The following is a 12,223-nucleotide window of genomic DNA, read 5'->3' as shown; positions in this document are numbered from 1 at the left end:
TCGCCTTCACGTCTTCATGGCCAAGATGCACCAAAGTTCAGTCAGCGCGCCCAGCACTCAGCGCATCGTAAAGGTGCGGCGGGATTACAACGCCTGGGTCGGCGACGAAACGCTGGAAGACTATGCGCTGCGCTTCACCCCGCGCTCGTTTCGCCGCTGGTCGGAATTACGCGTCGCGACCACGGCAATCGGCGGCGTATCGTTTCTGGTGCTGGAGGCCATCGGCGGTAGCCTTGTCATCAATTACGGCTTCACCAACGCGCTCTGGGCCATTGCCGCCGTTTCGATCCTGATTTTCCTGACGAGCCTGCCGATCAGCTATTACGCGGCGCGCTACGGCGTCGACATGGATCTGCTCACGCGCGGCGCCGGCTTCGGTTACATAGGCTCGACGGTGACGTCGTTTCTTTACGCCATCTTCACATTCCTGTTCTTCGCACTCGAAGCGGCCATCATGGCGCTGGCGTTACAGCTCTATTTCCACATCTCGCTGGCGCTCGCGTATGTCGTGAGTTCGGTCGTCGTGATCCCGCTGGTGATGTTCGGCATCACGCTCATCAACCGGCTGCAAAGTTGGACACAGCCGCTGTGGATCGTGCTGTTCGTGTTGCCCTACGCCGCAGTGCTGTGGCACCACCCCGGGATGCTGCGCGAGTGGACCACGTTCGCGGGATTCGCCCCGCAAGGCCGGGCGTTCAGTCTCATTGCGTTCGGACAGGCGTCGACAGTCGTGTTCGCGCTGATCGTGCAGATCGGCGAACAGGTGGACTATCTGCGCTTCCTGCCGCCGCTGACGACGCGCAACCGCAAGCGCTGGTGGCTCGCGCTACTGTGCGCCGGCCCGGGCTGGATCGTACCCGGTGCGCTGAAGATGCTCGGCGGCGCCTTCCTCGCATTTGTGGCGATCCAGAACGAAGTGGGGGTCGCGCAAGCCGCGCAGCCCACGCAGATGTATCTCGTCGCCTATCACATCCTCCTCGATCCGGCAGGGCTGGCCGGTTGGGCGCTGCCGGCCATGACGCTTTTCGTCATCGTCTCGCAGCTCAAGATCAATGTGACGAACGCGTATGCGGGATCGCTGGCCTGGTCGAACTTCTTTGCACGTCTCACGCACAGTCATCCGGGGCGCGTGGTGTGGCTCGTCTTCAACGTGATGATCGCGCTGCTGCTCGTGGAGATCGGTGTCTTCGAGGTCATCGGCAAAGTGCTCTCGCTGTATGCGAATGTTGCCGTGGCCTGGATAGGCGCGCTGTGCGCCGATCTCGTCATCAACAAACCATTGGGATACAGCCCGCGTCACATCGAGTTCAAACGCGCGCATCTCTATGATGTGAATCCCGTCGGGCTGGGCGCGATGTTGCTGGGCGTCGTGGCGGCCCTCACGGCGCGGGCAGGCGCCTTCGGCGAGCTTGGCGAGGCGATGTCGATGTTTCTCGCCTTCGGCGTGGCGTTCGTCTGCGCGCCGATCATTGCCATCGCGACACGCGGAAAGTACTACCTCGCGCGCAAGCCGCAATCGACCGGCGACGCCAGATCGCTGCGCTGCGCGATCTGCGAGCACGCGTTCGAGCCGGAGGACACGGCCCACTGTCCGGCCTATGGCGGCACGATCTGCTCGCTTTGCTGCTCGCTGGACTCCCGTTGCCATGATCGCTGCAAGCCGCACGCGCGCTTCTCCGCGCAGGCCGATCGCGCATTGCACTGCGTGTTTCCGCGCCTGCGGCTGGGGCCCGCGGCGTTGCGGCTCATTCGCTATGCGAGCCTCGTGCTGGCCATCCTTGCCGTGTTGGCTGGCGTTCTGCTACTGATCTGGTCACAGAGTGTGGCGTCGATCAGCGCGGCGGAAGTCGGGGTCATAGGAAGCAGCTTCCTCAAGATCTTCTTCTCGCTCGCCCTCGTGGGCTGCATCGCGGCATGGTGGTTCGTGCTGGAGCGCGAGAGCCGCCGCGTCACGGAAGAGGAATCGCAACGGCAAAACGAATTGCTGATGCAGGAAATCGAAGCGCACCAGAAGACCGACGAGGCGCTCAAGCGCGCGAGCGCGGCCGCCGAGTCGGCGAATCGGGCCAAGAGCCGTTACGTATCGGGCCTCAGTCACGAACTACGGACGCCGCTCAACAGCATCCTCGGCTATGCGCAGCTTCTGATGCAGGCGAAGGAAGAACTGTCCCCCACGCGCTACAACGCGGTTCGCACCATCCATCGCAGCGGCGAGCATCTGCTCGCGCTGGTCGACGGACTACTGGACGTCGCGCGCATCGAAGCCGGCAAGCTGCAATTGAACATCACGAAAGTGTCGCTGACCGATTTCGTGTCTCACCTGTCGTCGATGATGAGTCCGTTGGCGATGGAGAAAGCGCTCGCCTTCGATGTCCAGGTCGTCGGTCGAATCCCGGGGACGGTGAAGTGCGATCAGAAGTACCTCGGGCAAATTCTCACCAACCTGATCGGCAACGCAATTCGCTTCACGTCTGCAGGGACGGTGACGCTGCGCGTGAGTCACGCGCTGGACACGCTGAAGTTCGAGGTGATCGATACCGGACCCGGCATCGCGCCGGAGGAAATGGCGCGTCTCTTCCTGCCGTTCGAGCGTGGCGACGCCGCCCATGCGGACGATCACGGTGCGGGCCTCGGGCTGACGATCTGCCGATTGCTCACGCATGCGCTCGGCGGCAGTCTGGACGCGCACAGCGAGATCGGGCGCGGCACGCACTTCGTGGTGAAACTCTTCGCACCGGCAGTGAGAAGCGCACCTGATGTCTACACCGAGTTGGCGGGTATTCGCGGGTACGCCGGGTCGCGCCGTACGATTCTCGTGGTGGACGACCTGGCCGATCAGCGCGGGATCGTCGTCCAATTGCTCACGCCGCTGGGCTTCGACGTGACCGAAGTCGCCAGCGGTCCCGACGCGTTGCGATGGCTCGGCACTCACACCGCTGACGCGATCATCATGGACATCTCAATGCCGTTGATGGACGGCTACGAAACCAGCCGCCTGATTCGTGAGAATCAGCTCTCGGCGGCGCCCGTCGTATTGCTCTCGGCCAACGCTTTCGCCGACGATCGCGAGCGTGCCTGCGCGTCCGGCTGCGCAGGCTATCTGGCCAAGCCGTTGCAGGTGAATCTGTTGCTCGACAAGCTCGCACAACTGCTTGCGCTGGAATGGATTGCATCGGAACCGACGACGACGCCCAGCCCGGCGCGGGCGGAGACATCGGCGGCGACGTCCGACGCCATTCAGCTCGCGCTGCCCGAGGGGGTGCTTCAGCGTATCCGCGAGCATCTCGACGTCGGCTATGTGCAGGGGGTCGTCGAGCAACTCGACGAGGCGCGGCGCGTCCACCCGGCACTGTCCGCCCAGATCGAAACGCTACGCGCACTTGCCGAACGCTTTCAGCTAAGGGAACTTGAAAATGAGCTTGTCCACCTGCCCCGCGCCACCGGTGCATGATGCGCCCACGGAGGCGAGCGCCCCGCCGGAGTGGCTGGGAAACCGTCCCATCGTGCTGATCGTGGACGACACGCCCGACAATCTCGCCTTTCTCTCCGATACCCTGCAAGCGAACGGTTACGCGGTGCTCGTCGCGTTAAGCGGCGAGGCGGCATTGAAGTGTCTGGCGCGGGTCACGCCGGACGTCGTGCTGCTCGACGCGATAATGCCCGCGATGGACGGCTTCGAGACCTGCACGCGGATCAAACAGGACCCACGTTACGAGCATCTTCCGGTCATCTTCATGACGTCGCTGACGGAAAGCGAGCATGTCGTGCGGGGCTTTCGCGTCGGGGGCATCGATTACGTGACGAAACCCGTGCGCCCGGAAGAGGTGTGCGCGCGCATTGGCGCGCATGTGGTGCGCTCGCGCGCGCAATCCTATGCACAGGCAGCGCTCTCGCTCGGCGCGCGCGCGGCGCTTATCGTCTCGGAAGACGGCGCGATCTGCTGGCAGAGTCCTCAGGCGGCGCGGCAGATCGCGGCGTACGGCGCAACGCACGAGGACGTCGCCAAACCGCGTTTGCCCGCGCCGTTGCTGCACTGGTTCGTGGCCTGGCTTGCGCAAGGCGCGCAGGCGAATGTCGTCCATGAATGCGTGCTCGAGAACGTTCGCCGTTCCGCCACGGCCGCCCCGGCCCCGAAGACCGGCGAGTGGATCGTCACGCTCACGGAAGCCGACGACACCGCTTACTGCTCGGCGCTTGCCCTGCACTTCGGCCTGACCGCACGTGAAGCCGAAGTGCTCCTGTGGGTGTCCCGCGGCAAAGCCAATCGCGACATCGGGGACATCCTCGGCATGGCGCCCCGCACCGTCAACAAGCACCTCGAACACCTGTTCCGAAAGCTCCACGTGGAAACCCGCGCGACCGCCGCCGCGCTGGTCATGAAAGTCCTCGATCGGCGGTGAAGTCGGCGCCATGCGGCGAAACGGATTGGCACTGCGTTCGCGCTGGGCTACCGACCTCAGACGCTTACTCGTCGAGCACCTTGTTGCCGGTCTCTTCAAACATCGACACGGCGATGAGCGAGATGATCACGCAGACGATCATGTACCAGGCCGGCGCCATCTTGTTGCCCGTCGCACGAATCAACCAGCCGGCCACGAGCTGCGCCGTACCGCCGAACACCGACACCGCGATGGCATACGCGCTCGACATGTAGCCCGCGCGCAGATGTTTCGGGAAGTTCTCCGGCATCAGCGCGTAAGCGGGGGCCGACCCCATTGTGTAGCAGAGCATGAGGACAATCAGCGCCGCCAGGACGACCGGCAGCGAGGGGAAATGCGTCATGATCCAGAATGCCGGATACAGCAGCACGACGAGCGCCACGCGGCCGATGATCGTGAGCGGCTTGCGTCGCCCCATCTTGTCCGACAACGCGCCATAGATCGGGCACATCACCAGCGAGATCGTGCTGGCCGCCACGCCGGTCAACATCGACATTTTCGGCGGCAGGCCCAGGTACTGAATGCAGTACGTCGGCATGTAATACATCATCACGTACGTCGACACCGACATCCCCATGATCGAGAAGATCGTGAGGAACCAGTTGCGCACGTACACGCCGCGCTTGGGGTCGTCGCGACCGGCGATCGTCTTCGCCTTCGGCGGTTCTTCCTGAATGTGACGACGCAGGTAGATCCCGACCGGAGCAATCAGCGTACCGAGCAGGAACGGAATCCGCCAGCCCCAGCTGTGCATGATGTCGTCCGAGAGCAGGAAGCCCAGGCTCGCGGCCAGGCCCGAGCCGAGCAGCGCGGCCGCGCCCTGGCTCGCCAACTGCCAGCTCGCGCGAAAGCCGCGGCGCTTCGCACCGCCCATTTCCAGCAAGGTGGCGGTCGCCGCACCGAATTCACCGCCTTGCGCGAAACCTTGCAGCAGGCGCGCCGCGACGATCAGCAACGGCGCGGCCAGACCGATCTGCGCATACGTGGGCGCGAGGCCGATGGCCGCCGAACCGAGTGCCATCAAGCCGATGGTCAACGTGAGCGCCGGCTTGCGGCCGGCACGGTCCGCGTAGCGGCCCAGCACGAAACCGCCGAGCGGGCGCATCACAAAGCCCACCGCGAACACGGCGAACGCCAGCAGCGACGACGTGACAGGATCGTGGGCCGGGAAGAACTGCTTGCCGATGGTCAGCGCGAAATAACTGTAGACCGTGAAGTCGAAGAACTCCAGCAGGTTGCCGATGACGGCGGCAAACACGATCTTGCGTTGTTGCGCAGCGGTCATCGGCGACGGCTGTGCGCCGTCAAGCGTCAATGTGGAAGTGGCGATGCTCATGCGCGCTCCTTGGCAAGAAAGCGTTCGACCAGACGGGTCCAGAAGGCCGCGCCGATGGTCAGGTTGTCGTCGTTGAAATCGTACTTGGCGTTGTGCAGCATCGGCTTGCCCTCGCCGTTCCCCAGGCGAATGAAGCAGCCCGGCACCTTCTGCAGGTAGTACGCGAAGTCTTCGCTGCCCGCGATCGGCGGGAACGGCGAGATGACGTGCTCGGCGCCCACCAGCTCTTCGGCCACGCCGCAGGCGAACGCTGTCTCCGCCTCGGTATTCACGAGCACCGGGTAGCCACGGATATAGTCGATGTCGGCGCTCGCGCCATAGCCCTCGGTATGCGAGGTCACCAGCGCGCGAATGCGCGCCTCCAGCGTGGCACGCACGTCCGCCGAAAACGAGCGCACGCTCAGCTCCAGCACGGCCTCCTCGGGAATCACGTTCGGCGCAAAGCCGGCATGGAACGTGCCGACCGTCACGACGGCGGCTTCGGTCGGGTCGACGTTGCGCGCGACCACGGTTTGCAGCGCCATCACCAGGCTGCTGCCGATCATCACCGGATCGATCGCCAGATGCGGTCGCGCCGCATGACCGCCACGGCCGTGGATACGAATCTTGACGGTGTCGCACGCGGCCATCAGCGGGCCGGCGCGGAAGCCGAACGTGCCCGTGGGTACGCCCGGGTGATTGTGCAGACCGAAGATCGCCTCGCACGGGAAGCGTTCGAACAAGCCGTCGGCGATCATCTGTTCCGCACCGCTGTTCGAACCGGCTTCTTCCGCCGGCTGGAAAATCAGATGAACAGTGCCGTCGAAATTGCGTGTCTTCGCAAGTTGCTGCGCGGCACCGAGCAGCACGGTCGTGTGACCGTCGTGGCCGCAGGCGTGCATCTTGCCGTCGTGCACGCTGGCATAGGCGAGGCCGGTCTGTTCGTGAATCGGCAGCGCGTCCATGTCGGCGCGCACGCCGACGGTGCGACCGCTCGTGCCCGCAGTGAGCGAGGCCACCACGCCGTGACCGCCGACATGACGCGTGACCTGATACCCCCAGCCTTCGAGCTTTTGCGCCACGTAGCGCGACGTGTCGACTTCCTCGTAGGACAGTTCGGGGTGTTGATGGATGTGGTGACGCATTTCGGCCAGCGGCGCGCGCGCCTCCAGCAAATCGCTCACTTCGCAGTAGCGAGTCTCGCTCATCGGGGGCTCCTCTCTCTTGTTGAATAACGCGGAGTATTGCACCGACGAAAATTCCCACCCATGACGCAAACCACGTCAAAATGTTGCTTTCAAGTCAACAATCGGTCGCCCTGGCAAAGTAGCGAGATGGCGACGCCATCGACAAAAAATTGTTTTTATTCAATGGTTTGACGAGATTATCCTGGGGCCGTCGACGCGAACTTGACCGCCCCCGGCCGGCGTCGGGTCAGACCGACGCATTCCCACGAACACAACACTGAGAAGCGAATGACCTACGAGGCGTGGATCGACGACATCGGCGAGCGTGCGCTCAAGTATCTTGCCGAAATTGCCGCGACGGGCGGCGTGCGCATGGCCGCCGAGTCGCTCGGCGTGAATCCGTCCGTGGTCAGCCGGCAGATCGCGGCGCTCGAGCGGCGTCTGCGCTTTCCGCTGATCGAACGGCGCGGACGCAATGTGAGCGTCACCGAGATCGGTCAGGTGCTCATCGACTACTACCGCGACGGCCAACGGCGTCAGCGTGACCTGTCGGCGCGGCTGGAGGAATACCGGCATCTGAAGCGAGGGCGCGTGGCGATCGGTGTCGGGGAAGGGTTCATCGGACGCCTGATCGCACAGGCGTTGCAGCGCTTTTCGATGAGCTACCCGGACATCCTCGTCGAAATACGCTCCGGCCCGACGCCCGCCGTGCTCTCGCTCGTGCGCGACGACGTCGTGGATATCGGACTATGCGCGCGCTCCGCCGACGATCCGGCCATGCGCATTCATCCGTTCGCCGCAAAGGCCCTGTGCGCCGTGGTCGCCCCCACCCATCGTTTCGCAACCATGGCGAGTGTGCCGCCCTCGGAATTGGCGCACGAACGGCTCATCTTCATGACCGAGGCCCACGGCGTGCAGCAATTCGTGCACTCGGTGCTCGACACCGCGCGCCTGAACGTGACGCCCGCCTACCGCGTCGATCTGTTCAACACCGCGCAGACGCTAGCGGCGGCGGGCCTTGGCGTGGCCTTCATGTCGGCGATCACCGCGCGACGCGGCATCGAGCTTGGCGAGCTGGTCGCCGTGCCCATCGATCATCCGATCGCGACCGGCTTCTCCAGCCAGATGATGACGCGCGTGGGCCGGCGTCTGTCGCCCGCCGCCGATCACCTCTGGAAGCAACTTGCGCAGAGCCTCGCGCATCGTTGACGAAGACACCCGGCCCGATCAGTCAGCATAGATGGCGTATGATCGGCCGGGTGTTGGATATGCGGGTCAAGCCTGCCTGCTTTCGATGACGACCGATTCGAACTCACCCGCCCACCGGCGAATCCGCGCCCGCTTCGTCGCCATTTCCTGGCGCGACCTCGCCGTATCCTTCGGCCCCGTCATCCTCCTGTCGATGGCGGCCATCTGGCTCGCCGTATGGCTCGTACGACCGGCGCCGCCGCGCACCGTGACAATCAGCGCCGGCCCTGAAGGCAGCTCCTTCTGGAACGCCGCACAACGCTACAAGACGATCCTCGCGCGCGACGGCATCACACTCGTCGTGCTCACGTCCGAAGGCTCGCGCCAGAACGTGGAGCGGCTCGCCGACGCATCGCAAAACGTCGACCTGGGGCTGGTGCAGGGGGGCGTGTCGCAAGGCCTCGACGTCGATGGCCTGGTCTCGCTCGGCAGCGTGTTCTATGCGCCGATTTCCGTGTTCTATCGTGGGGCGCGCGTCACGAAGCTGTCTGACCTGACAGGCAAGCGCATCGCCATCGGTCGCGAAGGCAGTGGCGCACGCGCGCTGTCGCTCGCGCTGCTCAAGGCGAACGGCATCGAGCCGGGCGGTGCGACCCGGCTCACGGCATACGACGGACAGGATGCCGCGCAGGCCTTGATCGACGGGCGCGTCGACGCCGCCATGCTCACCGGCGACACCGCCACCGGCCCGACATTGGGCAAGCTGATCCGCACGCCCGGTGTGCGGCTGATGGACTTCGCGCAGGCCGATGCCTACACGCGTCGTTTCACGTATCTGAATCAACTCACATTGCCGCGCGGCGTTTTCGACCTCGGTCGCAACCTGCCGGCACAACCGGTACACGTCATCAGCCCGACGGTCGAACTCGTCGCGCGCGACAGCCTGCATCCGGCACTCTCCGACCTGTTGATCGAAGCCGCGCGAGAGGTGCACGGCAAGGCCAACCTGCTGCAACGCGCCGGGGAATTCCCATCGGCTCAGGTCCACGAATTCCCGATTTCCGACGACGCCGCTCGCTACTACAAGTCCGGCAAGGGGTTTCTGTACCGGCATTTGCCGTTCTGGGTCGCAAGTCTCGCCGATCGCATCGTCGTGTTGCTCGTGCCGATCCTCGTCGTGCTGATTCCGGCATTCCGGCTGGTGCCGTCGCTGTATAGCTGGCGCGTGAAATCGCGGTTGTACCGCTGGTACGGCGCGCTCATCGCGCTCGAACGCGAAGCGCTGGCCGACGACGCCCACACCGAATACCGAAGCCTGCGCCATCGACTCGACGCCATCGAGGCCGCCGTCAATCGGCTGAAGATCCCGCTCGCGTACGCCGACCAGTTCTATGTGCTGCGTGAACACATCGGCTTCGTGCGGCATCGGCTCGATGTCATGAACGCGGCGCCGGGGGCAGACGGCAACGACGCCCCCTGGCACCCCGGCGATGCGCCACCGGCCGACAGTGACGACCGCCTGCGCGGCACTTGAGCATGGCAAAGCAATGCTTATGCGTCGCATAACCAACAGAAGCTTTTCTTATGGATTGACGAAGCGCACACTGCTCAAAGTCACGGGCCGGAACACCGGTCCGTTGTGAAATCCAACGCACGGGTCTGTTCGTATGTCGTCGTCCTCCGCTCACGCCTCCGTCTCCACCGCGCCGCAAGGCGCCGGCACTGAATCCGCCCGTCACGCGTGCACGGTGCGCCCCGTGCGCGATGACGACCTGCCGACGCTCACGGCCATCTACGCTCATCACGTGCGCACTGGCACGGCGTCGTTCGAGGAAGTGCCGCCCGACGAGGCCGAGATGCGCGCGCGTTGCACGAAGGGTCTCGACGCCGGACTGCCGTACCTCGTTGCAGAGCGCGACGGCAAGGTCCTCGGCTACGCGTACGCCACACACTACCGGCCGCGCTCGGCCTATCGCTTCACGCTCGAAGACTCGGTGTACATCGCGGCCGATTCGACGGGCCAGGGCGTCGGGCGCGCGCTGTTGCTCGCGCTCATCGCACGTTGCGAAGGCGGCCCGTGGCGGCAATTGGTCGCGAACGTCGGCGACAGCGGCAACGCGGCCTCGCTGGCGCTGCACAAGGCATGCGGCTTCACGCAGACGGGCGTGCTCAAATCCGTCGGGTTCAAATTCGGCCGGTGGATCGACACCGTGCTCATGCAGCGGCCGTTGAACGCCGGCGACGCGACGCTGCCGGCGTCAGTCGAACCCGGCCAGCCGCCACGTCAGAACGGCGAGGTGCGGTCCAGTGCCTTGTAGTGACGGAAGATGCCCGTGGTGTTGAACGGAATGCGGCGCGGCGACTTCAGGTAGGCCGCGACGCGCGGCACGCGCGCCACCGCGTCGTGTACCGCCTGGCAGCGCGGGAACGCCTTGGCAAATCCCGACATCGCGCGCGGAAACGCGTAGTCCAGCCCGGCAATCACCTGGAAGAGCGAGAGATCGGCGTACGACATCGTCCCTTCGGAAAGCCAGCCGCCCGCGTGTGGATTGTTCGCCAGCACGCGCTCGAAGTACGCAAAGAATTTAGGCAGGCGGTACTCGATGAGGTCTGCCGTGCGCTTGCGCGCTTCCGTGCGCTGCTGACTGTAGTACAAGCGGCTCGCGATGGGATGATGGCTGTCGTGTACCTCGACCACGAGATCGGCCAGTGTGAGCTGCAACTGGTTGACCCAACGTCGCGCACGCGGTGACTCGCCCACCAGACCGAGATGCGGACCGAGATACGCAAGAATGTTTGCCGTCTGCCCGATCAATTCGTCGCCCACGCGCAGGAAAGGCGGTGCGTAGGGCGGATCCTGGCAAACCGGGTCGTCCATCGTGCGCATCAGGCCGTCCATGCCCTGCCCGGGCGCGTCGCCCTGCACGATCTCTACGTACGGCGTGCCGGTGGCTTCGAAGGCGAGGCGGACAAATTCCCCGCGCCCTTGCAGGCCCGGCCAATAGAACAGCTCGAAGGTCATGTACCCTCCTCAGCAGGCTCAGGAAGCGCCCGGCTGCATCTCCACGCGATTCTTGCCCAGTTGCTTGGCGCGGTAGAGCGCCAGATCCGCCGATTCGATCAATGAGGTCGAGGCCATGTGGGTGCGCGGCACCAACGACGCGCCGCCGATACTGACGGTGACGTGCTGGCCGTTGGCCGAGCCGATGTGCGGAATCGCCATCGCATCGATCTGCGCGCGCACCTTCTCGGCGATCAGGGCCGCGCCACTCGCCGTCGTGTTCGGCAGCACGATCACGAACTCCTCGCCGCCGAAGCGCGCGGCGAGATCGGCCGGACGCGACGCCGCATCGGCAATCGTGGTGGCGACGCGGCGCAGGACGTCGTCGCCTGCGATGTGACCATACGTATCGTTATAGATCTTGAAATTGTCGACGTCGATCATGAGCAACGCCAGTTCGCGTTGCTCGCGCAGCGCGCGGCGCCATTCCGCGCTGAAGTACTCGTCGAAATAGCGGCGATTTGCCAGCCCGGTCAGGCCATCGGAATGCGTAAGCCGCTGCAGTTCGAGATTCGTCTCCAGCAACTGCTGCTGGCTCTCGCGCAGCGCGCGGTACGCCTCGTCGCGCTGCAGCAGGTTCATGTACGAGCGCGAGTGATAGCGAATGCGCGCGATCAGTTCGATGGGATCGGGCAGCTTGACCAGATAGTCGTTGGCGCCCGCCGCGAACGCTTCGCGCTTGATGGTCGACTCTTCCTTCGTCGAGAGCACGATGATCGGAATGTCGCGCGTGAGCGGACTGGCACGATACTGCCGCACCAGCGACAAACCGTCGGTTCCCGGCATCACGAGATCTTGCAGGATGACGGTCGGACGCGTGGTTTCGGCCACGCGTTGCGCATCGTCCGGACTCGAACAATAGTGGAAGTCGATGTTCGCCTCCCCCGCGAGCGCGCGGCGAATCGCTTCACCGACCATCGCCTGGTCATCAACGAGCAACACCATCGCCGATGATTCGTTCAGGCTGCTTTCGGCGCCCGCCGCTTGCGCGACCGGCTTGGGGGGGCGTGGCGTTATCGTCATGTTTTGCGTC

9 protein-coding genes are annotated in these 12,223 nt (G+C 64.6%); 5 read left to right on the top strand and 4 right to left on the bottom strand.

Translation table 11 applies throughout. The features are described 5' to 3' along the window. The first annotated feature begins 25 nt into the window (after window positions 1–25). Complete coding sequence (locus tag BGP02_RS08825) at window positions 26–3,451, top strand: hybrid sensor histidine kinase/response regulator (RefSeq protein WP_502688476.1); 3,426 nt, start codon at window positions 26–28, stop codon at window positions 3,449–3,451. Further along, complete coding sequence (locus tag BGP02_RS08820; protein ID WP_198288742.1) at window positions 3,414–4,400, top strand: response regulator transcription factor; 987 nt, start codon at window positions 3,414–3,416, stop codon at window positions 4,398–4,400. The genes BGP02_RS08825 and BGP02_RS08820 overlap by 38 nt, the downstream gene beginning before the upstream one ends. A 64-nt stretch (window positions 4,401–4,464) precedes the next feature. On the opposite strand, the gene BGP02_RS08815 is transcribed toward BGP02_RS08820, so the two are convergent. Then, entirely contained in the window at window positions 4,465–5,775 is a 1,311-nt protein-coding gene (locus BGP02_RS08815; protein WP_017235677.1) for an MFS transporter, read from the bottom strand. Further along, window positions 5,772–6,962 (bottom strand): M20 aminoacylase family protein, encoded by a 1,191-nt coding sequence (locus tag BGP02_RS08810; RefSeq protein WP_150561990.1) that lies wholly within the window; start codon window positions 6,960–6,962, stop codon window positions 5,772–5,774. The genes BGP02_RS08815 and BGP02_RS08810 overlap by 4 nt, the downstream gene beginning before the upstream one ends. A 267-nt stretch (window positions 6,963–7,229) precedes the next feature. Here BGP02_RS08810 and BGP02_RS08805 point away from each other — a divergent pair, with 267 nt between their 5' ends. From BGP02_RS08805 to BGP02_RS08795, 3 genes are all read left to right on the top strand, one after another. Beyond that, window positions 7,230–8,150 (top strand): LysR family transcriptional regulator, encoded by a 921-nt coding sequence (locus BGP02_RS08805; protein ID WP_017235675.1) that lies wholly within the window; start codon window positions 7,230–7,232, stop codon window positions 8,148–8,150. Window positions 8,151–8,235: 85 nt separating this feature from the next. After that, window positions 8,236–9,663 (top strand): TAXI family TRAP transporter solute-binding subunit, encoded by a 1,428-nt coding sequence (locus BGP02_RS08800; RefSeq protein WP_268567126.1) that lies wholly within the window; start codon window positions 8,236–8,238, stop codon window positions 9,661–9,663. Window positions 9,664–9,796: 133 nt separating this feature from the next. Beyond that, on the top strand, window positions 9,797–10,447 hold the full coding sequence (locus BGP02_RS08795; protein ID WP_268567125.1) for a GNAT family N-acetyltransferase: 651 nt from the start codon (window positions 9,797–9,799) through the stop codon (window positions 10,445–10,447). Here the strand turns inward: BGP02_RS08795 and BGP02_RS08790 are convergent. Together BGP02_RS08790 and BGP02_RS08785 are read right to left on the bottom strand one after the other, a co-directional pair. Beyond that, entirely contained in the window at window positions 10,414–11,151 is a 738-nt protein-coding gene (locus BGP02_RS08790) for a glutathione S-transferase (protein ID WP_017235672.1), read from the bottom strand. The genes BGP02_RS08795 and BGP02_RS08790 overlap by 34 nt on opposite strands. A gap of 18 nt (window positions 11,152–11,169) precedes the next feature. After that, window positions 11,170–12,213, bottom strand: a complete 1,044-nt coding sequence (locus BGP02_RS08785) for a diguanylate cyclase (protein WP_502688474.1) — start codon at window positions 12,211–12,213, stop codon at window positions 11,170–11,172. Window positions 12,214–12,223: the final 10 nt, after the last annotated feature.

Origin of the sequence: Pandoraea sp. 64-18 (assembly GCF_001899225.1) — a bacterium.
Classification (GTDB): domain Bacteria; phylum Pseudomonadota; class Gammaproteobacteria; order Burkholderiales; family Burkholderiaceae; genus Pandoraea; species Pandoraea cepalis.
The sequence above is the reverse complement of the archived record's forward strand: the minus strand, read 5'-3'. Positions and strand labels throughout refer to the sequence as shown.